Source organism: Pantoea sp. CFSAN033090, from assembly GCF_001264395.1.
Classification (GTDB): domain Bacteria; phylum Pseudomonadota; class Gammaproteobacteria; order Enterobacterales; family Enterobacteriaceae; genus Pantoea; species Pantoea agglomerans.
Map to the genome: position 1 here is coordinate 19,392 of NZ_LGYX01000005.1, position 23,636 is coordinate 43,027.

Below are 23,636 nucleotides of genomic sequence, written 5' to 3' on the forward strand. Positions count from 1 at the left end.
ATCAGGCAGCAGCCTGATCGACATCGGCTTTGCGTTCGCCGGCGGCGGCATAGACCTGCTCCGCCAGCGCATCCAGCAGTTCATAGCGGCGACGATATTCAGCCCGCTTCTTACTGGCAATCTCCTCCAGCGTTTTGCGCGGCAGGCTCAGCGGCAGGATAAACATCCCATCCCTGCGCGCCTCGCCACTCAGCGACAGCCAGAATTCACTGTAGCTGGCAAAGAACTTATCCCCTTTGCTGTGGCGATAGCGCAGGCTGCGGAAGACATGAGTCTCATCGCCTACCGCCAGAATATTCTCCACGCCGCACTGCTTTGCCACAATAAATACCGCTTCCATTAACAGGCGTTTCGGAAAGAGACCCTGCGCTGCTTTGGTCGCCTCGCGGATAACCTCATTATTGATATGTTTCCGCGGACCCTGTAATCCGCCAATTAATAATGTGCGCTGGTTATTTTCATTGAGAATTGAAAATGAAAGTGAAGCAATAATTTCGTCGTTATAACGTAATACCAGCGTCACTTCCCCTTCCCGATCGAAATAACCGGAACTGCAGGAAAGTAAAAAGGATTCGCCATTTTTACCGGTCAGCGTAGCCAGCGGATTATCCGTGGCGCTTTGCAGCAGCTGACGCAGCGCAGGGTTTTCCAGATTATTCATCAGACTGTAATGATCAAGTATCGCCTGCGCGCGCGCAGCAATGCTCAACCCTGAGCGCAGATAGGGCCGGTGCAGCTTGGCTGGCAGCAATCCCTGAGTACTCATCAACAGAGGGAGTTGCGGTAAATGCGACAGCTCATCCAGATAACGCAGCGTAGTCAGCGGCGATATTAAGGTTCTTAACACAAATTTCAGCCGGAAACGTTTACTTATCCAGAGTTTATTCGGAACGTATTTTCCGCTAATTAACTGAAAAAAAAGCGATGCAGAAGAATCGGTCGTAGTTTCGTGAGTAGTTATAATTGACATAGTCATCGACACACAGTGAGCAGGAATGTCACTGAGCATAAGACAACGAGTATCAACGGCGTGTTAATGTGGCAGAAGGTTAAAAGCGCGGCGGTTAAAAAGCGAGATCCGTTTATTTTTGGTTTAATCTGGGACGACAGAATTTAAAGATAAAAAAAACCGGCGAAATAAATTCCACCGGTTTATCGTTATCACGTTAACACTGAGTTAACTTACTGGGCAGCTGCGAAGCGGGCTGCTGCTTCGTCCCAGTTGACCACGTTCCAGAATGCTTTGATGTAGTCAGGACGTTTGTTCTGATACTTCAGGTAGTAGGCGTGTTCCCACACGTCCAGACCGATGATTGGGTAGCCAGAAACGCCAGCAACCGCTTCACCCATCAGCGGGTTGTCCTGGTTTGCGGTAGATACCACAGCCAGTTTGTCGCCTTTTTTAACCAGCCACGCCCAGCCTGAGCCGAAACGGGTCGCAGCCGCTTTCTCGAACTCTTCCTGGAATTTTTCCACGCTACCGAAATCTTTCTCGATAGCCGCTTTCAGGTCGCCCTGCAGCGTGGTGCCGGTTTTCAGGCCTTTCCAGAACAGGCTGTGGTTAGCGTGGCCGCCTGCGTTATTACGCAGTGGGCCTTTTTTGTCTGCTGGCAGCTGATCCAGTTTGGTGATCAGCTCTTCTACCGGCAGATTGGCAAATTCAGTGCCTTCCAGCGCCGCGTTAGCGTTGTTCACGTAGGTCTGGTGATGTTTGGTGTGATGGATTTCCATCGTCTGCTTGTCGAAATGCGGTTCCAGTGCGTCGTATGCGTAAGGCAGGGATGGCAGTGAATAACTCATGTTCTTCCTCTCCATTTAGTTTGAGCAGCACGACGAATTCGGGACGTGCCGCGTAAGCAGTCGAATCATTATAGTTAAATTCATGTAGCGTAAAAGGGTAATCAATGCCCTATTAACCATAAGGATTTGAGAAATCTGGCAAAAGCAACCCGTTGTTTTTACAGCATGCTGCTGCTGACTCCGCCTTTTCAGCTTTATCAGACAGGGAGAGCGAAGCACTCTGCCAGCACCACCAGCAGGCACTCATCCCGCCCGAACGCCGCATCTGCCCTGCCCTGCGCGTTACCTGCCCAGTTCGCGCAGCCCGCTGTCGAGCGCGCCGACCAGCCAGTCAATATCCCCTTCCTGGAACGCCAGTGGCGGACGCAGTTTCAGCACATTCCCATACGGGCCGGCGACCGAGGTCAGCACGCGATGTTCACGCAGCTTCTCGATTAAATCCAGCGCCAGCGTTTTGTCCGGCGTTTTGCTGTGACGATCGGTGACCAGCTCAAAACCGATAAACAGTCCGGCACCGCGCACATCCCCCACGCACTCATAGCGATCCATCAGGGTTCGTAGCTCCGCCAGCAGCTTCGCGCCGACCACGCGGCTGTGTTCCTGTAACCCCTCTTCGGTGATCACTTTCAGTACCGCCTGCGCCGCCGCCATCGCGACCGGGTTACCACCAAAGGTATTGAAGTAGGGAATTGAGTCGCTGAAGGCGGCCAGCACTTCACTTTTTGCCAGCAGGCCGGAAACCGGAATGCCGTTGCCCATTGGCTTGCCGGTGGTAATGATGTCAGGCACCACATCGTGGCGGCCAAAGCCCCAGAACGCGTCGCCGGTACGGCCAAAACCAGGCTGCACTTCATCGGCAATAAAGATGCCGCCGTTGGCATGCACCACCTCGACCGCTTTTTTCAGGAAGCCGCGCGGATCGGGCAACACGCCGTCCGAGGAGAAGATTGAGTCCGCCAGGAATCCGGCAAATTTAATGCCGTGCGCCGCCATATCATCAATCTGCTGCTGAATCTGGTCAGCGAACCAGTCGCCCAGGTCAGGCGCGTCCACACGATACGCATCCGGTGGCATCACCAGCCGCGTGGTGGGTGCCAGCGGCTGTCCACTGCCCAGCGCCGGAGAAGCGCCGGATGTCAGCTCACTGGTGCCGTGATAGGCCTCTTTACTGACAATAATCCCGCTGCCGCCGCTAAAGGCGCGCGCCACGCGAATCGCCAGGTCGTTAGCTTCCGATCCGGTGCACATATACATCGCGCGATCGATCGCCGTGGGCGTAGTCGCCAGCAGCGCTTCGCTGTAGTCCAGAATATTTTCATGCAGGTAACGGGTGTGGGTATTCAGCATTTTCATCTGCTGCGTCACCGCCTCAGTCACGGCCGGATGACAGTGCCCGATGCTCGCCACATTGTTGTAGACGTCGAGATATTTATCGCCCGCCGCATCCCACAGATATTGCCCTTCACCCCGCACCAGATGCACCGGTTTGCGATAGAACAGGCGATAAGATTCGCCAAGCACTTTGCTGCGTTTATCGGTCAGTTTGCGCGTCTCGCTGTCGAGCGCATCGGCATGTTCGGCGCGGAAACTGTTGGTATCCATAATAGTGGAACGCGTGGCCATAATGACTCCCGTTACAAGGATGAAGGAGGAAGAGCTGACGCCTTTATCATGCCTGCCTGAATCTAAAATGCAACAAAATACACAAATGCAATAAAATACACATGACGCAGGCAGATCGCCACGCTAAGCTTGCTCCCTGATTCAGACGGAATCTTTCGCTTCACTGGCGTATCATCCGTGCTCTTCGCGCTTTATAAGGAAACCTTTATGCTGCAGGAAACGCGCCTTCATCGCATCCGTGCCTTACTGACCCGGCTTAACCAGGTGAGTACCGAGCGCATTATCAGGGAGCTGGGGGTCTCACGCGAAACCGCGCGCCGCGATATCATTGAGCTGGAAGCCCTGGGTCTGGCACGCCGCGTTCACGGCGGGCTGGTGGCGATTGAAACGCGGGCTGAACCGCCGCTGACGGAACGCCGCAGTAATCAGGCCCGGGAGAAGCGCGCCATCGCCCGCGCCGCTGCGCAGTTGCTGCAGCCCGGACAGACGCTGTTTCTGGATGCGGGCAGCACCACCACGCTGCTGGCAGAGGAGTTGCACGCCCTTTCCGGCCTGACGATTGTGACCAACAGCCTGCAGGCCGCGCTGGCGCTGAGCGCCGGAGAAGAAGATCAGCCGCTGAATAATCAGATTATTTTGCTGGGCGGGACGATGTCGGCGGGCGCACAACAGACGCGCGGCGAAATTACCGTGGGTGAGATTATCCGCTATCGCGCCGATGTGGCGCTGCTGTCGCCGGTTGGCATTGAGGCGGGTTGTGGTGCCAGCAGTTTTCATCCGCACGAAGCGGCCATCGCCAGGGCGATGGTGCAGCAATCCACTTCCTGCTATCTGCTGGCCGATCACACCAAACTGGGGGTAGTCAGCCGCACGGTTTACGCGCCGTCACCGGCGATCAACCTGCTGATTACGGATAGTGGCGGCGACAACAGTGCCGCCCTTGAGGCGTTGCAGCAGACGCTGCCAGAGGTGATGGTGGTTTAACGCAGCCGCTGAGGATGGCTGTAAACCGTAGCGCGTCCAGGTTTACTGAATCCGACCAGCGTCAGATTGCAGCGCTCAGCCACCTCAACCGCCAGGCGGGTCGCTGCCGAGACTGCGAACAGGATCTCAACCCCGCACATGGCGGACTTCTGCACCATTTCATAGCTGGCGCGGCTGGAGACCAGCACCGCGCCTGGCCCCCACGCAGCCTGGCTGCGATAGCCCAGCAGCTTATCCAGTGCCACATGGCGACCCACATCTTCACAGCCACCGGCCAGCTGACCATCAGGCTGGATCCACGCGGCAGCATGGGTGCAGCCGGTTTTCTGTCCGACCGGCTGATACGCTTTCAGCTGGCCCAGCGCCCGATCCAGCTGATCCAGCGCAAAGGTCTGGGTAAACGGCAGCGGAGAGAGCGGCTTGCCAATCTGGTCCAGCTGTTCAACGCCACACACGCCGCAGCCGGTACGGCCTGCCAGCGCACGACGCTGCTCTTTCAGCGCCATAAAACGGCGGCTGGAAAGCTCAATCTGAACCTCAATGCCGTGACAGCCCGGCACGATGTCCATGCCGAAAATGTCGCCTGGCGCGTCGATAATGCCCTCTGACAGCGAAAAACCCAGCGCAAACGCCTCCAGATCTTTGGGCGTGGTCATCATCACCACGTGAGAGATGCCGTTGTAAACCAGCGCCACCGGCACCTCGTCCGCCAGCCAGTCAGACTCTGCTGCGGTCAAATCGGCACGCTGCCATACCTGCGTTCTGCTGACGCCGGCCTGAATTGTTAAATCTTCGCCTGAGTCAGGCTGAATAGCTTTCAAAAATTACGACCTGTTGTTAATAAATAATGAAATGCGACAGTCAGTACGGCTGCACAGCGGCGATCAGACGCAGACTAATTTTGCCTTCTGGCCCGGTGCGGCGCAAATAAACAGCGGGGCAATTCATGCGGTTTTCTCACCGGGAAAAGCGCAGCCACGCCTGCTGGCGGGCAGAATGAGAATGGGTATCTTTCAGGCTTTAACATCGGTAAGCATAAAACAACAGTAATTATCTGCCGCTAAAGCAAATCTGCTTGCGCCGGGGATCCGTTGCCGAGGATTTTTAACAAAATTTAGAAAAAGAATTACTAATGACTAACCTGTTGACCCTGGTCAACTTACAGGCAGATAGGGCTGCTATTTTGCAAGGCTTCGCAATGGAGCCAATAAAGTAGAACGATAAAATGCAAATTAACAGACGGAGTTTTTTCAAAATCTGTGCTGGCGGGTTGGCGGGCACCAGCGCGGCGTTACTCGGTTTTGCCCCCACCACAGCCTTAGCCAGCGTCAGAGAGTTCAAACTCATTCGCGCCAGAGAGACACGTAATAACTGCACCTACTGCTCAGTCGGCTGCGGCATGCTGATTTACAGCCTGGGTGATGGCGCTAAAAATGCCCGCGCCTCGATTTACCATATTGAAGGCGATCCTGACCATCCGGTCAGTCGTGGATCGCTCTGCCCCAAAGGCGCGGGCGTGCTCGACTTTATTCACAGTGAACAGCGACTGAAATACCCGGAATACCGCGCGCCAGGCTCGGATAAATGGCAGCGCATCAGCTGGGATGAGGCATTTGACCGCATAGCCCGCCTGATGAAGCAGGATCGCGATGCCAATTTCCAGGCCACCAATGCCGCTGGCGTCACGGTAAACCGCTGGCCGACTACCGCCATGCTCTGCTCTTCCGCCGCCAGTAATGAAACCGGCCTGCTCGATCAGAAATTTGCCCGCTCGCTGGGTATTCTGGCGCTGGAAAACCAGGCGCGCCTGTGTCACGGCCCGACCGTGGCCGCGCTGGCCCCCAGCTTTGGTCGTGGTGCAATGACCAATAACTGGAACGACATCAAAAACGCCAATGTGGTGATGATCATGGGCGGCAACCCCGCCGAGGCTCATCCGGTTGGCTTTAAATGGGTGATTGAAGCCAAAACCCATAACAATGCGCAGGTCATCGTGGTCGATCCACGCTTTAACCGCTCTGCGGCGGTCGCCGATCTCTACGCGCCACTGCGTGCCGGCAGCGATGTGGTTTTCCTGATGGGGGTGATCAACTATCTGCTGCAACACAATCAGATTCAGCAGGAGTATGTTCGCGCCTTCACCAATGCCGCCCTGATTGTCAGCGAAGGCTTCAGCTTCAGCGACGGATTGTTCAGCGGTTACGATGCTGAAACCCGTCAGTATGATCGTCAGAGCTGGCACTATGAGCTGGATGAAAACGGCCATGCGAAACGCGATGAGAGCTTCACTCACCCACGCTGCGTGCTGAACCTGCTGAAAACCCATGCCAGCCGTTACACCCCGGAAATGGTGACGCGCCTGTGCGGGACCTCGCAGGAATCCTTTATTGCGGTGTGCAGGCAGCTGGCCTCAACCTGTGTGCCGAATCGCACCGCGACTATTCTCTATGCGCTGGGCTGGACTCACCACACCAACGGTTCGCAGATTATCCGCACGGCGGCGATGATTCAGCTGCTGCTGGGTAATATCGGGATGCCAGGCGGCGGTATTAACGCGCTGCGCGGCCACTCCAACGTGCAGGGCTACACCGATCTCGGCCTGCTGGCGCAGAGTCTGCCGGGCTATCTGCCACTGCCCTCCGAGAAGATGACCACTTTGGCAACCTACCTGCAGCAGGTCACGCCGGTTGCGGCACTGCCGGATCAGGTCAACTACTGGCAGAACACCGACAAATTTTTCGTCAGCCTGATGAAGAGTTTCTACGGCGATAAGGCCACAGCGGAAAACCAGTGGGGCTACGACTGGCTGCCGAAGTGGGATAAGAGCTACGACTGCATGGCGCAGGCGGAGATGATGGAACAGGGCGCGCTGAACGGCTGTCTGATTCAGGGCTTCAACCTGCTGGCCGCCTTCCCGGACAAAAATAAAGCGGTCCGGGCACTGTCCCGCCTCAAATATATGGTGGTGATCGATCCGCTTCGCACCGAAACCGCCAGCTTCTGGCAGCATCACGACGAGTTCAACGATGTGGATCCGTCGACAATCCAGACCGAAGTGTTCCGTCTGCCCTCTTCCTGCTTCGCTGAAGAGTCGGGATCGGTGGCGAACTCGTCGCGCTGGCTGCAGTGGCACTGGGCGGCCGCAGAGCCGCCCGCTGAAGCACTGCACGACGGTAAAATCCTCGGCAATCTGTTCATGCGTCTGCGCGCGCTCTATCGCCTGGAAGGCGGTGCAAACCCTGAACCGCTGATGGCAATGCGCTGGGACTACCGCGATCCGTCTAATCCTGAGCCGGAAGAGGTGGCGCAGGAGAACAACGGTCAGGCGCTGGCCGACATTTACGACGCCAGCGGCAAGTTGTTGCTGAAAAAAGGCCAGCAGCTCAACAGCTTCTCAGAGCTGCGTAACGACGGCACCACCGCCAGCGCCTGCTGGATCTACAGCGGCAGCTGGACGCCGGAAGGCAACCAGATGGCACGACGCGACAACGCCGACCCATCGGGGCTGGGCGCGGTCTCCGGCTGGGCCTGGGCGTGGCCGGCTAACCGCCGCATTCTCTACAACCGCGCCTCCGCGGATGCGCAGGGTAAAGCCTGGGATCCGAATCGCCGCCTGATTGAGTGGGATGGCACTCGCTGGCACGGCATTGACGTGCCGGATTATCCGGTAACGCTGTCGCCGCAGCAGCAGGCCGGTCCGTTTATCATGCAGCCCGATGGTCTTGGCCACCTGTTTGCGCTCGATAAGATGGCCGACGGCCCCTTCCCGGAACATTACGAACCGATGGAAAGCCCGCTCGCCGACAATCCTATGAATCCGCAGCAGCGTCATAGTCCGGTCGTTCGACTGTTCAGCAGCGACGCCGCGCAACTGGGCGAGGCCGCTGACTATCCCTGCGTCGCCACCACCTACTCCATCACCGAACTGTTCCGGCACTGGACCAAACATGCCCTGCTGAACGCGATTGCGCAGCCGGAGCAGTTTGTTGAAATCGGCACCGAACTGGCAGAGGAGAAAGGCATCAAGGCCGGAGACAGCGTCAAAGTCTCGTCGCGCCGTGGCTATATCAAAGCCAAAGCGGTGGTAACACGTCGTCTGCAGCGTCTGATGATTGACGGCAAGCCGGTTGATACCGTGGGTATTCCCTGTCACTGGGGCTTTGAAGGCACCACGCGTAAAGGCTTCCTCGCCAATACGCTGACGCCGTCGGTTGGCGATGCCAACTCGCAGACCCCGGAGTACAAGGGATTTTTAGTGAAAGTGGAAAAAGCGTAACGGTAGATGACAATGGCTTATCAATCACAAGATATTATCCGTCGCTCAGCGACCAACGGCTTTACCCCACCGCCACAGGCGCGCGATCACCAGCGTGAAGTTGCGAAGCTAATTGACGTCACCACCTGTATTGGCTGCAAAGGCTGTCAGGTCGCCTGCTCCGAATGGAACGACATCCGCGATGAAGTCGGTCATAACATCGGGGTCTATGACAACCCTACCGATTTGACCGCCAAATCCTGGACGGTGATGCGCTTCTCGGAAGTTGAAGAGAATGGCAAGCTGGCCTGGCTGATTCGCAAAGATGGCTGCATGCACTGCGCCGATCCCGGCTGCCTGAAAGCCTGTCCGTCGGCAGGTGCCATTATTCAGTACGCCAACGGCATCGTCGATTTCCAGTCTGAGCAGTGTATCGGCTGCGGCTACTGCATTGCGGGTTGCCCGTTCAACGTGCCGCGGCTCAACAAAGAGGATAACCGCGCCTACAAATGCACCCTGTGCGTGGATCGCGTCAGCGTCGGCCAGGAGCCTGCCTGTGTGAAGACCTGTCCGACCGGCGCCATTCATTTCGGCAGCAAAAGCGACATGCTGACGCTGGCGGAGGAACGCGTGGCGGAGCTGAAGTCGCGCGGGTTTGCGCAGGCTGGCCTCTACAACCCGGAAGGCGTGGGCGGCACCCACGTGATGTATGTGCTGCATCATGCCGACAAGCCTCAGCTCTATCACGGACTGCCTGCTAACCCGGGCATCAGCCCGACGGTGACCTTCTGGAAGGGGATCTGGAAACCGCTGGCGGCGGTGGGTTTTGCCGCTACGTTCGCCGCCTCTATTTTTCACTATGTTGGCGTTGGCCCGAATCGCGTCACTGAAGAGCACGACGACAACGACGATCACCCTGAGGAGCGCAAATAATGAAAAAGCCCGATCATCTGGTGCGTTACCGCGCACCCGAACGCATCAATCACTGGATTGTCGCGATTTGCTTTGTCATGGCCGCGTTAAGCGGATTAGGGTTTTTCTTTCCGTCGTTCAACTGGCTGATGCAGATATTTGGCACACCACAGCTGGCGCGTATTCTGCATCCTTTTGTCGGCGTGGTGATGTTCGTTGCTTTTATGCTGATGTTTTTGCGTTACTGGAAACACAACCTGATTAATCGCGATGACCTTTACTGGGCCAGAAACATTCACCGGATTGCGCTGAATGAAGAGGTGGGTGATACCGGTAAATATAACTTTGGTCAGAAGTGTGTGTTCTGGGCTGCTATTATCAGCTTAGTGTTGCTGCTTGCCAGTGGCATCGTGATCTGGCGACCTTACTTTGCCGATGCCTTCGCCATTCCGCTGATTCGTCTGGCGTTGGTGGTACATTCGGTGTCAGCGGTGGCGCTGATCATCGTCATTATGGTGCACATTTATGCTGCGTTGTGGGTCAAAGGCACACTGACCGCGATGGTGGAAGGCTGGGTCAGCGCCGAATGGGCCAGGCAGCACCATCCTCGCTGGTATCGCGAGCAGCGTAATCCGCCAATAAAACAGGAAAAACGCCCCTGATGAGTATTCGCATAATCCCGCAAGATCAGCTGGAGAAAGGCGAAAAGACAACGGCGGAGATGATTCCGCCGTTACTTTTTCCACGGCTGAAAAATTTATACAGCCGTCGTGCTGCGCGACTGCGTGACCTGGCGGCGAAAAACCCACTCGGCGACTACCTGCGCTTTGCGGCGGTGATCGCTGAAGCGCAGGAGATTGTGCTGTATGACCATCCGCTGCACATCGACCTGCATGCCCGCCTGACGCAGAGCGCCAGCGAGGGCAAGCCGCCGCTGAATATTCATACCCTGCCGCGCGATCCCCACTGGCAGCGACTGCTGCATTCACTGATTGCCGAGCTGAAGCCAGAGATGAGCGGTCAGGCACTGGCGGTGCTGGAGAATCTGGAGAAGGCGTCCGCCACTGAGCTGGAAACGCTGGCCAGCGCGCTGTTTACCGGCGAGTATGCGCTGGTCAGCAGCGACAAAGCACCCTTTATCTGGGCGGCGCTTTCGCTCTACTGGGCGCAGATGGCGGCCCTGATCCCAGGCAAAGCACGCGCTGAGATGGGCGATCAGCGCCAGTTCTGTCCGGTCTGCGCCAGTATGCCAGTCGCCAGCGTGGTGCATATGGGCAGTCATGAAGGCGCGCGCTATCTGCACTGTAATCTGTGCGAAAGTGAATGGCATGTGGTGCGCAGCAAATGTACCCAGTGCGAACAGTCCCGTGATCTGCATTACTGGTCGATCGACAGCGAACGGGCGGCGGTGAAAGCAGAGAGCTGTGGCGACTGCGGCACTTACCTGAAGATGCTCTATCAGGAGAAAGATCCGGCCATTGAACCGGTGGCAGATGACCTGGCATCGCTGATACTGGATGCCAAAATGGAGCAGGAAGGCTTCGCACGCAGCAGTCTCAATCCCTTTATGTTTCCTGGCGAATAGTCACTGACTCTGGAGAACCCGATGAAACTGATTGGCAGCTATACCAGCCCGTTTGTGCGTAAGATTTCGATTATCATGCTGGAAAAAGGCATTACTTTTGAATTCGTTAACGCATCGCCTTACAGCGATGACAGCCACGTGCCGCACTACAATCCGCTGGGCAAAGTTCCGGCGCTGGTCGCTGACGATAAGCAAATCTGGTTCGATTCCAGCATCATTGCGGAGTTTCTGGAACTGCGTGGCGTGGAGCCTGCTCTGCTGCCTGCCGATCCGCTTGAATCGCTTAACATCCGTCAGCTGGAGAAGCTGGCGGATGGCGTCAGCGATGCCGCGCTGGTGATCGTGCGCGAGCAGATGCGTCCGGGGGATTTGCAGTCGGAAGAGGTGCTGTTGCGCAATCGTGAAAAGATTCAGCGCAGCCTCGACATGCTGGAAGCGAAGGCGGCAGAGGGGAAATGGCTTAACAACGGCCAGCTCAATCTGGCGGATATCGCCACCGGTTGCATGATCGGCTACCTCAATTTCCGTCGCGTAGTGCCGAACTGGTGTGTCGAACGACCGGCGCTGGTGAAACTGGCGGAAACGCTGTTTCAGCGTGAGAGCTTTGCAAGGACGACGCCGCCTGCGGCGTGATGGGTCAGGCGAAATAACTATCAAAGCGCCCCGGGCAGGCATGGAAGCGACATTTTGTTACGCTGCACAGGAAAAATATAATCGGCCTGCTGGTCTGACAACCCAGTCAATTTCGTCTCCAGACAGGTCATTTTCATAATCCTGCCCGCCATGCCATATGCCTAAAACACTCACTGTTTTCTCAGACAGCATGAAAGCAATTATTGTCCGTCTGCGGTAATTGGTGATTCTCAGTCCTGGCAGAAGATCATCACGACAGTTCCCTCTATGTGGGAACTGTGCAAGAGACTCACAATAATCGATGACGTTTTCCGTAAAGTTTAAAGCGGTATAGGGTGTCGCTGCTTGCGCGATATAACGGTAAAGTTCTGCCAGTTGTTCCTGCGCCTCTGGTGCGAACACCACCCTGTAAACCATTACTCCTCCCCGGTTGCCTTCCTGTGTTCCGATTTTAGTCTGTTCCTGAGGTCGTTAGCGCTCAGGCTTTGTGTTTCGCCACTTTGAAGCGCTTCCCAGGCGGGCACTACCTTTTCATGCAGCCATTGTTCCACGGCATGATCCCGTGCCATCAGCGCACGCAATCCTTCACGGATCACTTCGCTTTCCGATGCATATTCGCCGCTGGCAACACGTGCCTTAACCTGTGCTGCCATTTCATTGGGCAGCGTGATACTCATCTGCTGTGTTGTTCTCATGGGTAACCTCTTTCTTCTGCCTGATAGGATTTAATCATACTCACCTTTCTGGCAGCTGTCAGTTTCACACTCTGTTGTGTCGCTCTCTCCTGAGAATTGGGGACTTACAGATGTCGTCGAGGGTGTCCGGTTTTCAACAGCGCGATAGCACATCTTATCAGCGGTTCAGGCACTGTCATTATCGGACAGGGTAAAAACCATACAGATTATAATGTGCATAACCTGGACTTAAAGATTGAATAGCTGGCTGTTTAAAAGAGCTGAAGAGGGATTCAGGAATAAAAAAATCACACAAAACCCGCCGAAAAAACAATCCGTTTTTCAGAGGCGCCTCTCAATCTATTACCTGGCTTTTTGGGGATTAAAGGTTATTGTTTTCAGGCAAATTTTTACCCAGCTGCATACCCCATCGCATGCACAATCAGGTTCGCTTCAGTATTCACCACATCTTTGCCGTCAGCCCCTTTCGTGATAGTCAGCGTATGTATCTGCTCTGAAAGATATGGTGCCGCTGCGGCTTGAGAGCTTTCTAAGCCAGCCACTTAAGAAGGACAATGGTGTATGGCACGGCAGGACGATTTATCTGCTGGTCAGCAGCAGAGCTGATCAGAGGAGGCGATACAGCAGTCGGGAGCATGATAACCGTGCGTACGAACAGGTTCTTTCAACTCGATCACCGATACGGATTCCTGAAATTTCATCTCACGCTTGCCCAATAAATTCCTGCGGATTACCTCTTTAAAAATACGCTCAGGGATATTCTCAGCATCGGATGTTTTATCATCATGAACAATGATGTGGCTTGCGTTTTCATAGCCTGGCGCCCACATATTATTATTAGGCGCATTTTTGTAAACGGCGATAAGAGGTTTTTTCCACGCAGCAGAGATATGTACAATTGATGTATCTGGCGTTATCACCATATCCGATTCTTTAATTAATGCCATCACATGATGCAAAGTATAAAAGGGATTTTTCACAACATTTCCAGGAAGCGGCACCGCTATTTCATTACGATGATCCAGGGTGATGATTTTCACCTCTCTGCTGTTATTATTAATCATATTAATAATTTCCAGCAATTGCTGTTGTGAGAAGTTCCTTTCCGGCGTGCCAGCAAAAGCATTAATAACAATTTTTTTCTTACTTTTCCAGGGACTAAGAAAGTGCCTCACCTCATCAAGCACAACATCAGGAAAATGAAGACTGTAAGTGAAATTGCCTGTCGCTTTAACGCCAATGCTTTTACTTATCAAAGAAAGTAACTCTGTAACATGCTGCTTTTCATTTTTATAGGGAACCGAAACTGTGTAATGGCTGATGTCAGATTGCTTATTTAGGCCAATAACGAATCTGGCATTGATATCCCGAAATAACTTCATTCGATGCACCGGCGTTTCGGATAAGCAAGGATCGATAATCAGATCATACTTATTTCTATTTAGCATTTTCATCGTTGCTTGTGAAACGGTATGATAAAAAGACTTCAGGTAATGGTTATAACTGCAATTTCCTGCCTTATAAATATGCCTGATAAAAGGGCTGTATTTTATTATGTCGTAACAGGCTTCAGTTACCAGCAAATCTACTGCATAGCCAGCCTGATGAAGTGACCTGATGAGTGGCATCGAAACGATGATATCACCCACTTTTCCTTCATTGCGAACAAGCAGTACAGTTTTCACGGAGTCAGGTTCAAAGGAGACTTTTTTCCGTTTATCCCACAGAAGCTTTGCAATAGAGATTCTTGCCTCGAGTTTCACCTCTTTAAGATAGTAGTTTTTTCTTCGATTCCATTCGCGTATTTTTTTGAATGGTCCCTTTGATACGGTGATCCTCACATCCTTATTCATTTCACCCTTCCTGCTTCCTGATAAGATCTTTTATTTGATACAAAAATCACTTAAATCAATCGTCTTTTATTTATATTAACCTTTTAATAATCATGTGATTCTACAACATCCTGAAACGCTTACGCTATACAATAATATTTAATCGTTCTGCAGGATCATCATTCAATTAACATCACTGATTGGATTTTTGCTAAAAACACCCAGCCATTATCGTTCCCATTAACCTTACTGCATCATGCGCCGTGATATGACAACTCAGGTTGCTAAATATAAGTTACTCACTGAAATTTCACTAATGGCAAGCTCTGATAAATAACCCACTCAAAGGTAATCATTGAATAGAATCAGCTATTTTTAACATTACTTCCCGAATACTTATTACGGACATAGCGCCAGGGTAAACGCTTTCAGAGGTAATGGTGAGTTGATTATTGACGGGAAAGCCTGTTTTTTATGTGGGCCGTTCAACCTGATCCACTTTGGGGTCTCGGGGCGAAGCCCAGACCAGGTTATTTTGTCATTACCGCCACGGCATGGCGGTAATGACAAAACATTTCCTGTCCCTCACTTTACCTACGATTGAAGATACCAGTTGGTCGATATCGGTATGGTGAATAGATGATGGATGGCGACTGGATCATCGAGTCCGATATTACCGACGCTGAACAACAGGAGGTCACCGCTGCACCCGGCGCACGTCGGTCATGGCGGCGGGAGGATGGGGTTTTTAGGGCGTAAAAGCAAAAATCCCGGCCAACTGGCCGGGATTTTTGTACTAATTCCATTCCACATTAAAATCAGCTAACTGATTATCTAGGAACTGTCTTTTCTCAAACCAATAATCAAAAACCTCAGCCTCTCCGCTACTTAAAATTAGGTAGAACCCTCCTGTTTCACCCTCTGTATCATCGACAATTTGAATTTCCCATCCAGCATATTCGCCATCATTAACGATGCCTTTCTTTAAGAGCATTTTGCTTCCTTAGTCTTTATAAGGAACATGGTTGTTCGAAATATACTTGCCTGTTGTAGGATTTTTCACACCAAAATGTACGTGTGGAACTCCCGGCGCATGGGCACCACCAATTGAACCTGAGTCAAACCTAAATTCTTTTGTCCCATCAGCACTATGGTAAACACCAGATCCTGGTTTTCCAATCTCTTTATATCCCGTTACTAAGAATTTTAAACCAGCAGCTAACGCTTCATCTGAACTCAAAGTTGTTGAGCTGGTGAAGTTTTTCTTACCAGATAAGGTCTCATTAATGACAGTATCTATCTTGCTGTTTGAATTCTCTGAAAGATAAACTATGTCTTTCTTCGTGAGAGGATCGGCTCCCGGATTGACTAAGATATTCCCAACAGTATCAGGTTTTCCTTCCGTATTACCGGTATTAGTAGCTCCCTGTCCTGAAGCCTGATTATTACCAGTGTTGGTCGGCGTATCATTTGGATCTAACTGCTGATTTCCACCTGTGTTGGCTGGACCTGACCCAGCTATCTGGTCACCACCGGTATGAACAGGCGCATATTTATCATGAAGCGAACTGAGATACTTTCTTGTGATCTCGTCGTTACCCATCATTTGCAGGGTAACAAGATGCTCCAGTTCGTCGGAGGTTATTTTATCAGCTACATCTTTAATGGCCACTCCGGCAAGTCCTGTGATTCCGGCTTTCGCACCAATCTCCAGCAACTGCTCTGCAACCTTATTCCGGCACGGTGAAAGTGCGGCACAACCACGCGCAACCAGTGCAAGATTATTGTTTTCAACCGCGTTCTTACCCGCCTGCGCCCCCGCCACCGCATCCGCCGTGCTGTCACCCGCTACGCCGCCCGCAAGACCCGCCGCCAGCGTACCCAGCGCACTTATCGTCTGCCGCTGCTCCTCAGACAGGTCTTCACGTTTAACGCCCGGATACAGCTGCTGCGCGATGTACTCGCCCATCACCGCGCCCGAGGCTCCGGCCAGCGCAGCATTGCCCGCCGCGTACGAGGTTACCGCACCCAGCACCGCGTGCGCCATCAGGTTCGCCTGGACATTAACCTTACCGTTCGCGTCCGTGGTCAGCTCATGTATCTTTTCCGCCAGGTACGGTGCCGACGCGCCGCTTATCGCCTGCGCCACGTTCCCGCCCGACAGGCCCTGCACCGCCGCCGTCACCGCGCTGATGCCCTGCTGCAGCGACGAACCCGTGCCGAACGGCTTCATCGCCGTATCATAAGCCTGCTTCGCTATTTCATCTGCCGTCGGGTTCAGCTTCCCTTTTTTGGCCAGCTCTTCCCTCGCAGCCGCCAGTGCTTCCGGATCTTTCTGCACCTTCAGGCCCGCCACCCGCGAACTGTGGGGCTGCGTCGAGGGCTTAAGCGTGGTGCCCATCAACCGGAAGAAGGTGGCGCAGTGGCTGACGGAGTTTCCTGGTGCGATGCACAGCACCAGTGACGCGCCGAAGTTTAAGCGTGATGACGGGCATTTTGCGTAGGGGCTGATAAAACAAACCGGCTATTAATGAAGTGAACCCCTACTTGTTGGATGTCCAACTTTATGGAGTCAGCACATTATAGCCGGGCTTTTTATCAATAAAAGTCTTCTCGACTGAAGGTAATACCAGTGGGGGAAACATCATCTTTATCGAAGTACACTGTGTTTTCTTTCCCATGAATTACTACAGAGTAACCAAAGACAGTATTCTCCTCCTCGCTGATTCCAAGAACGACTCCCTTGCATTTTGCGTACTTACTATTTTTAGCATCCGCTTTAATTTCTACTTCTTGATAAAAATCTATTTTCATAGTTTTCACTTATGCGTAACTTTTCCATCAAGGGAGATATTAAGGTGAGAGCCATCTCGCGTTGCCCAACCTAACTGAGCTTTACCTGTTCGTGATAACTGGACATCCCACTCAAATGCCTGGCCCGCTGTACGAGATGGGCCTTTAACCCATTCATTCCCAAACTTGTCAATGTAACCTTTATTTGGGCCTCTTGGCAGAGGTTGAGATGCAGAGTACCCCTCTGGCGGTATATAACGAATTTTACCTTCATTCGGTAGCTGAACATAGTTGATACGACCTTTAGTCGACCACGGTTGCGCAGCTCCGCCTGTGCCTGAGGGATTGAAAGGTGGCTCTTCTATATAAGCGGGATTCTTACCTGTCTGCGCCGAACTACTTCCCTTCATCCCATAAACCGCGCCACCAATCGCCGCTGTGGTATGAACGCCAGCCATCGCGGTATAGAGGCCGTCTGCTGTCTCCTTACTCACACCCCAGTTTTCAGCGATACGGTTAACGTTGGCTTCGCGCTCCGCTTTCGCATCCGCCGAGGCATACTGCCACATCAGCGCGTCAACCTGACCTTTTCCTTCTTTATAAACGCTGCCCATCGTGCCGATATACTGGCCGTCGAGCTGCTGGTCATAACTCTTCGACATCGCTGCCAGTTCCTGCCGCATTCCCTGGCAGGCTGCTGAAGAAAGCCCTTTACAGGCTGAGTCTAACGCTGCATCGAATGCCTTATCTTTCGCATTCAGGTCACTGATTAACTTCTCAGCATGCTGTTTCTTTTCGGCTTCCAGATACGGCAGCGACCACTTCGCATCCTGACGCTGCTTCTCGCCTTCGGCGTGCAGCGCATTATTCTCAACCGCGTTCTTACCCGCCTGAGCCCCCGCAACAACATCCGCCGTGCTGTCACCCACAACGCCGCCCGCAAGACCCGCCGCCAGCGTACCCAGCGCGCTTATCGTCTGCCGCTGCTCCTCAGACAGGTCACTGCGCTTAACCCCCGGATACAGCTGCTGCGCGATGTATTCGCCCATCATCGCGCCCGAGGCTCCGGCCAGCGCAGCATTGCCCGCCGCGTACGAGGTTACCGCACCCAGCACCGCGTGCGCCATCAGGTTCGCCTGGACATTTACCTTACCGTTCGCGTCCGTGGTCAGCTCATGTATCTTTTCCGCCAGGTACGGTGCCGACGCGCCGCTTAACGCCTGCGCCACGTTCCCGCCCGACAGGCCCTGCACCGCCGCCGTCACCGCGCTGATGCCCTGCTGCAGCGACGAACCCGTGCCGAACGGCTTCATCGCGTTGTCATACGCCCGCTGCGATATATCGGCTTCCGTATAAGGCTTACCGCTTGCCGCCAGCTGCTCACGCGCCGCCTGAAGAGCCGCCGGGTCCTGCTGCGCCTTCAGGCCCGCTATCTGGCCCTGCGTCCGTGCGATATCTCCCGCCTGAGCCCCGATTTCCCCGATAAGCTGCGCCGCCTTCAGCCGGTTCTGCTCCTTCTCCTTGTCAAAGATGACGTCCAGCCCCGGGTTCGCGTTCGCTACGTCGCGGCTCAGCCCTGCCACGTCCTGCTTCTGCTTCGACGGGTCGCGGATGATTATCGTGCCTTCGCTCACCGCCGACTTCGTGGTGGAGTCCGCGCTGCCGCTGTCGTTCAGCCCCGCCAGCATCCCGTTCGCCATGTTCCCGACGAACTGACCGCCCACGCTGCCGCCCGTGCTCATGCCCGCGCTCTGGTGCTCCACCTTATAGTCAGCGTGGTTCTCTATGTCGCCGAAGCCCAGCGTGCCGGTGTCGAGCCGGTTCTTATCGGCGGAGGCCGTTGAGCTGATGACCGCGCCGTTCAGCTGCGTATGCTCCCCGACCGTCACGTCAAAGCCGCCCTTCCCGGCAAATATCCCGGTCTGCTCCGCCACGCTCTGCCAGGTGCTGTGCATCTTATCCCGGCTCACGTTCACGTTCGCCGACCCGGTCATTGAGCCGAAGGTAAAGCTGCCGCCCGCGCTGGCGCTCTGCTGCTTGCTGTCGTAGCGGTCGCTGTCCTGCTCTGAGGTCAGCGTCAGGTTGCGGCCCGCGTCCACCTTCACGCTCTCACCGTTTGCCTGCGCGCCCGTGAGCGTGATGTCGCGCCCGCTGGTCAGGCTGAGCCGGTTGCCCGCGTCCAGCGTGGTCTCGCTGTGCGTCAGCCCGTTGCCTTTTTCGCTGCCCTTCGCCGCGTTGACGCTCGCCGACACGCTGATGCCGTAGCCGCCTGAACCCACGCCGATGCCTACGCCGACGCTGCCGCCCTTGCTGCTGTTTTTCCCATCGGTGCTCTGCGTGTTCTGCGCCGACTGCAGCAGGATGTCCCGCAACGCATCCAGGCCCAGGTCGCCGCCCGCCTTCAGCTGGCTGCCGGCGATGCTGATGTCGCCGCTCTGCGCCGTACCGTTTTTGCCGGTTGCCGTGACGGTCAGATTCCGGCCCACCGTCAGCGTACTGCCCTTCGACTGACTGCTCTCGGTACGCGTTTCGCTTTTCGACGACTGACTGCCGTACGAGGCGCTGACGCCGATGGTGTTGGTCGAGCCCGCCTGATAGCCGTCCTGCCCCGGCTTCAGGTCGCCGGCGGCATTGTGTGCGTCTGCGGCGGCGGTGTTAAGCCCGTCCATCTGAGCTGCCTGCGCCGCCTGCACCCCGTTCAGCGCCGCCTGGGTGTTCTGCAGTGCGCTGACACGCCCGCCACCCGACTTCCTCGCCTGCTGCGCGCTGCTCACTGCCGTGTTGAGCGCGCTGCCTGCCGTGCCTGACAGGGCGATGCTCAGACCGCTCTGTTTCTGCTCGAAGGTTTCCTTACGGCTGCGTGAATCAAAGCCCGGGTCGATAGTTACGCTGTCGCCCGTCAGGTTCATGTCCTGACCTGCCACCAGGTCTGCGCCGCCGACGTGCAGCCGGTTGCCCGCCGTGATATCCACGCTGCCCTGGCTGCTGCCGATGGTGCTGACGCTCTGGCTCTGGGTAGTGCCTTTCTCATCAATTTCGTGCCGCGTGGACTGCTTGCCGACGGTGAAGCCGATGCCGCCGCTGCTCATCAGCCCGCTTTTTTTCTTTTCTTTCAGCTGGTAGTGGCTGTCGGTCTCGGTTGCCGCGCCGATCTCCACGTCGCGTCCGGCCCGCAGACTGACGTCCTGGTCTGCGGCCACCGCCGAGCCGGTCACCGTCAGGTCGCGCCCGGCAATGACCGTGACACTTTCGCCGCTCAGCAGGCTGCCGTTCTCACGGGTGGTAACGTCCCGCGTCACGCTGTGACTGCTACTTTTGTTCAGCAGGCCTTTATTCTCTGAGCGTTCTTCACTATAGAGTGACTCACGTTCGGTGGCGGTGTTGAGCACCACGTCCTGTTTCGCCTGAAGCCCGACCGCGCCCTGTTCGCTGTGAAGCGTACTGCCGGTCACGGTGACGTCGCCCTCGCGCCCAATCACTGTTACGCCCTGCTGCCCGCTGAAGGTGCTACCGGTGCTGCTCTCGCGCACGCTTTCTTCTTCACGATGGGTGCGGGTATTACCCTCACGCTTGTTTTCGCTGTCCTGATCGAGCAGGCTGGCCCGCGCATCTTTAATGGTGACGTTCTGCGCGCTGACGCCGATGCGGCCCTGGGTACTGTCAACCTGCGCGCCTTCGGCCAGCAGGTTATTACCCGCCACCAGCGTCACACCCTGAGCGCCGCTCAGGGTGCTGAGCAAAAGACGATCTTCCGTGCGACTGTTGCTGACCGACGAGGTCCGGCTGTCGGCCTCAAGATGGGTGGTATTGGTGGTGGTTTCAGCGCCGATGCGGATGTCGCCGCCAGCCTGAACCCGGGCGGAGCCGGAGGCGCTGGCCTGGCTACCGGTCAGCGTCAGGTCACGACCGGCCGAGAGCAGAAGATTGCCACCGGCGTTAAGCTCGCTGCCCTTTGCCTGCTGCCACTCGCCGCTGACCTGCGCCATGCGCCTGCCCGCTTCTTCTATGCCGCTGCTGGTGCGGTTGCCCATCGCCCCGGAGATAACGTTCAGGCTGCCGCTGTGACTGCTTTTCGCGGCACCGATCTCAAGGTTGTTGCGCGCGCTCAGACTGAGGTTATTGGTGGCATTGAGTTTCGCGCCATGCAGCCGGATATCGGTGCCACTGAGGCTGATATCCCCAGCACTCATCGTCGCCTGACGCAGGGCATTCTGCAGATCGGTGCTGATCGTCAGCGTCTCCGCCTTCACATCAATGCTGCCCGCCTTGATATCGCCACCCAGGTGCTGAAACTGCCCGCTGTCGATGGAGAGCGCCTGATCCGCAAAGAGGTTACCGGCATTGGTCACGCTCTCTGCCGAGAGCTGCAGATTACCGCCGCCAATCACCGCGCCCGCGCCAGTCAGGCGCAGCGTGGTCTGTGCCAGATAAACTTTCGGCACCCACACCGTCTGAGGGCCGTCTGCCGTATCAACCGTTTCGCTGACCAGCCAGACGATATCCTGTTGCAGCGCCGCAATCTGTTGCGGCGTCAACGCCACGCCCGGCACCAGATGGAAATCCTGCGCCACTTTAGAGCCGTTGTTCATTAGCTCCTGATACTGCGCCATCGCATCCCAGCCGTTAACGGAAGGCCTGCCGGTCAGTTTCAGGACCTGCTCGCGAACCAGACGCTGCTCATAAAAACCGTCGCCCAGGCGTTTATGCACCTGTGACGGATCGTAACCCACCCGTTCAAGCAGATAGTCGCTGCTGATAAATTTGCTCTTGCTGGTAAAACGCTCGTCAGTCACGATCAGATACGGGCTGCCCGCCGCGGTATGCTGGCTGAACAGACCATTATTGGGGATGGTTGTGGCGACTTTCTCCAGCTGTTGTAGCGCCGTCAGGGCCAGTTCAGCCGGTAACAGTGGGCGACCCGATGTGTTATCACCCGTCGTAAGTTCTGTGTCGCCGTCATGGCGGGCGACCCCGTCTACGGCAAAGGCCAGGCCAGGCCACACGGTATTATCTGGTCAATGATTGAGGATATTAAATACCCTTGTTAAAACCCCTATTACCAAACTGATGCCCAAAACATTTTCCAGTTTTCATATCGACGTAAATATTCACGGGAGTAGAGGTCTCAATCTCCATCCATGACTTGTTTTCTACATCTTCGCTAGAAGTCTCAACGATATAGCATTCAACACCATCATAAAAAGCCGTTTTAATGAAAGTAAATTTCTCACTCCATCCCACTTTATGTCGGGATGCATAGTCACGAGCGGCGTTCTTAGCGTCTTCTAGGTTTATCATTGCTGAATTCCATAATAGACATTGTACATAGCACCGCCTACAACAACCGGCCCAAGAAGCACGCCAGCTGCTTCATGTCGAAGTGCGGTAAAGGTAATCTCATAGTTATTGGTTAACGGAAATTTGAAACCATCAATAACATAACGTGGTGACATCCCTTTCGCTCTCATTAGCCCAACCATCTCGGTAAATGCTTCTTCCAGATACCGTAAAGTATATGACCTGTTGTAGGAGCTAATATGCATAAAGGCTCTAAGCTCCCGAAGCAGATAAAACTTTGGCGCAATGTAGGAATGTACCCGCTCATGATATATAGCCACCAGAACATCCTCAGCCGCTTGTTCCGCTGTTTTTACTGTGCGGTCGTAGGCTCTGCCAATAGTAATGTCACCCCATAAATTAGTTGAACCTAACCCGGCATTTTGCTTATCAGTAAAGCGGATTTTTGGGCGATACCGCCAGGATGAAGAAGTGTTTCGGGGGCCATTCATTGCGCGGCCCACTGATGCGCTGTATTTAGGCATACGTATATTTCTGTATGAATGCCTGAAGGCGTCGCGAGGGTTCTTTTTCAGTAAAATCGCCATCACAGTATCTACGCCAATCATGGTAATGGCTGCAGCTAAACAGACAGCCGCATCATCAAGATCACTTTCAGTTCTGGCTTTGTATGTTGTCTTACCGAATTCGTAGAGCTTTTTTGAAGCCTCAGCAGCCACACCACCTACGGCAACCCAACCCGCCACAATCAGAATGAGGTCAGCTAACTCACCAATACCCAAAAAGTGTGCACCAGCCCATAAACCAGTTATTGCAGCCATTGTGGCCAATGCTTGAGGGGTCAGCATTGCCAACAATTGTTGACCGACATCACCAGGCAGAATTTTTGCAGCCTTAGTGATGGAAACTTCAAGTTTTTGCTGCATATCCATATTTGAGACATTCATCTAAACACCTTTTAGAATTATTTTCACGCATCTGCTGACGCAACTGTTGCCCGGTTTCAATTGCCTGGCCTTCTTCGCGGGGATTATCGGCTGGCGGGGCTGCCATCACCGGGAAAGCAGAGCAGAGCAGCGCGCCTGCCACCATGGCGAGCAGACGCACTGGCGGATGACAGAGCGATAAACAAATCCTTTTCATGAAAATTCCATTTCACTAAATGTAACCGGGTGTAAATTCTGGCGAATTATCCATCAGGAAAGGGGAAAAACAAGAGGGCTGGC

20 protein-coding genes are annotated in these 23,636 nt (G+C 54.6%); 6 read left to right on the top strand and 14 right to left on the bottom strand.

Annotation, left to right across the window (positions count from 1 at the left end; genetic code table 11):
- Position 1: 1 nt before the first annotated feature.
- From AFL22_RS05845 to AFL22_RS05855, 3 genes are all read right to left on the bottom strand, one after another.
- The gene (locus tag AFL22_RS05845; protein ID WP_022624830.1) at positions 2 to 970 is read right to left on the bottom strand and encodes a VirK/YbjX family protein; all 969 of its coding nucleotides are present in this window, start codon (positions 968 to 970) and stop codon (positions 2 to 4) included.
- Positions 971 to 1,182: 212 nt separating this feature from the next.
- Positions 1,183 to 1,800 carry a superoxide dismutase [Mn] gene (sodA, locus tag AFL22_RS05850; protein WP_052270947.1) on the bottom strand — a complete coding sequence of 206 codons (618 nt, stop codon included), beginning with the start codon at positions 1,798 to 1,800 and terminating at the stop codon, positions 1,183 to 1,185.
- Positions 1,801 to 2,082: 282 nt separating this feature from the next.
- Positions 2,083 to 3,423 (bottom strand): aspartate aminotransferase family protein, encoded by a 1,341-nt coding sequence (locus AFL22_RS05855; RefSeq protein WP_052270948.1) that lies wholly within the window; start codon positions 3,421 to 3,423, stop codon positions 2,083 to 2,085.
- Positions 3,424 to 3,630: 207 nt separating this feature from the next.
- Between AFL22_RS05855 and AFL22_RS05860 the strand changes: the two genes are divergently transcribed.
- Positions 3,631 to 4,407, top strand: coding sequence for a DeoR/GlpR family DNA-binding transcription regulator (locus tag AFL22_RS05860; protein WP_052270949.1), 777 nt, complete (start codon positions 3,631 to 3,633; stop codon positions 4,405 to 4,407).
- Here AFL22_RS05860 and fdhD read toward each other — a convergent pair.
- Positions 4,404 to 5,228 (bottom strand): formate dehydrogenase accessory sulfurtransferase FdhD, encoded by an 825-nt coding sequence (fdhD, locus tag AFL22_RS05865; protein WP_052270950.1) that lies wholly within the window; start codon positions 5,226 to 5,228, stop codon positions 4,404 to 4,406. The two genes, AFL22_RS05860 and fdhD, sit on opposite strands and share 4 nt — an antisense overlap.
- Positions 5,229 to 5,632: 404 nt before the next feature.
- Between fdhD and fdnG the strand changes: the two genes are divergently transcribed.
- The 5 genes from fdnG to AFL22_RS05895 are packed head-to-tail and all read left to right on the top strand — an operon-like array spanning position 5,633 to position 11,792.
- Positions 5,633 to 8,683, top strand: coding sequence for a formate dehydrogenase-N subunit alpha (fdnG, locus tag AFL22_RS05875; RefSeq protein ID WP_072123807.1), 3,051 nt, complete (start codon positions 5,633 to 5,635; stop codon positions 8,681 to 8,683).
- A gap of 12 nt (positions 8,684 to 8,695) precedes the next feature.
- Positions 8,696 to 9,595: a formate dehydrogenase subunit beta gene (gene fdxH, locus AFL22_RS05880; RefSeq protein ID WP_010257476.1), complete on the top strand. Its 900-nt coding sequence runs from the start codon at positions 8,696 to 8,698 to the stop codon at positions 9,593 to 9,595.
- A complete protein-coding gene (gene fdoI / locus AFL22_RS05885; RefSeq protein WP_010257478.1) occupies positions 9,595 to 10,236 on the top strand; it encodes a formate dehydrogenase cytochrome b556 subunit in 642 nt (213 codons plus the stop codon). Before fdxH ends, fdoI begins: the two co-directional genes overlap by 1 nt.
- On the top strand, positions 10,236 to 11,159 hold the full coding sequence (gene fdhE / locus AFL22_RS05890; RefSeq protein ID WP_052270951.1) for a formate dehydrogenase accessory protein FdhE: 924 nt from the start codon (positions 10,236 to 10,238) through the stop codon (positions 11,157 to 11,159). Before fdoI ends, fdhE begins: the two co-directional genes overlap by 1 nt.
- A gap of 21 nt (positions 11,160 to 11,180) precedes the next feature.
- On the top strand, positions 11,181 to 11,792 hold the full coding sequence (locus AFL22_RS05895; protein WP_010257484.1) for a glutathione S-transferase: 612 nt from the start codon (positions 11,181 to 11,183) through the stop codon (positions 11,790 to 11,792).
- 57 nt (positions 11,793 to 11,849) lie between these two features.
- Here AFL22_RS05895 and AFL22_RS05900 read toward each other — a convergent pair whose 3' ends face one another.
- The 10 genes from AFL22_RS05900 to AFL22_RS24225 all read right to left on the bottom strand — a co-directional run bounded on the left by AFL22_RS05900 (position 11,850) and on the right by AFL22_RS24225 (position 23,553).
- Entirely contained in the window at positions 11,850 to 12,209 is a 360-nt protein-coding gene (locus AFL22_RS05900; protein WP_052270952.1) for a type II toxin-antitoxin system RelE/ParE family toxin, read from the bottom strand.
- Positions 12,209 to 12,487: a type II toxin-antitoxin system ParD family antitoxin gene (locus tag AFL22_RS05905; RefSeq protein WP_052270953.1), complete on the bottom strand. Its 279-nt coding sequence runs from the start codon at positions 12,485 to 12,487 to the stop codon at positions 12,209 to 12,211. The genes AFL22_RS05900 and AFL22_RS05905 overlap by 1 nt, the downstream gene beginning before the upstream one ends.
- A gap of 590 nt (positions 12,488 to 13,077) precedes the next feature.
- A complete protein-coding gene (locus tag AFL22_RS05910; RefSeq protein WP_072123808.1) occupies positions 13,078 to 14,340 on the bottom strand; it encodes a glycosyltransferase family 9 protein in 1,263 nt (420 codons plus the stop codon).
- Positions 14,341 to 15,115: 775 nt separating this feature from the next.
- On the bottom strand, positions 15,116 to 15,313 hold the full coding sequence (locus AFL22_RS05915; protein WP_033759390.1) for a hypothetical protein: 198 nt from the start codon (positions 15,311 to 15,313) through the stop codon (positions 15,116 to 15,118).
- 9 nt (positions 15,314 to 15,322) lie between these two features.
- On the bottom strand, positions 15,323 to 16,720 hold the full coding sequence (locus AFL22_RS05920) for a VENN motif pre-toxin domain-containing protein (RefSeq protein ID WP_072123809.1): 1,398 nt from the start codon (positions 16,718 to 16,720) through the stop codon (positions 15,323 to 15,325).
- Between the two features lie 197 nt (positions 16,721 to 16,917).
- The gene (locus AFL22_RS05925; RefSeq protein WP_050482658.1) at positions 16,918 to 17,133 is read right to left on the bottom strand and encodes an Imm31 family immunity protein; all 216 of its coding nucleotides are present in this window, start codon (positions 17,131 to 17,133) and stop codon (positions 16,918 to 16,920) included.
- Between the two features lie 5 nt (positions 17,134 to 17,138).
- Positions 17,139 to 22,115, bottom strand: a complete 4,977-nt coding sequence (locus tag AFL22_RS05930; protein WP_082239120.1) for a hemagglutinin repeat-containing protein — start codon at positions 22,113 to 22,115, stop codon at positions 17,139 to 17,141.
- Between the two features lie 28 nt (positions 22,116 to 22,143).
- Positions 22,144 to 22,410 carry a hypothetical protein gene (locus AFL22_RS05935; protein WP_052270955.1) on the bottom strand — a complete coding sequence of 89 codons (267 nt, stop codon included), beginning with the start codon at positions 22,408 to 22,410 and terminating at the stop codon, positions 22,144 to 22,146.
- Complete coding sequence (locus AFL22_RS05940; RefSeq protein ID WP_052270956.1) at positions 22,407 to 23,357, bottom strand: hypothetical protein; 951 nt, start codon at positions 23,355 to 23,357, stop codon at positions 22,407 to 22,409. Before AFL22_RS05940 ends, AFL22_RS05935 begins: the two co-directional genes overlap by 4 nt.
- The gene (locus AFL22_RS24225) at positions 23,320 to 23,553 is read right to left on the bottom strand and encodes a hypothetical protein (RefSeq protein WP_071998009.1); all 234 of its coding nucleotides are present in this window, start codon (positions 23,551 to 23,553) and stop codon (positions 23,320 to 23,322) included. The genes AFL22_RS05940 and AFL22_RS24225 overlap by 38 nt, the downstream gene beginning before the upstream one ends.
- Positions 23,554 to 23,636: the final 83 nt, after the last annotated feature.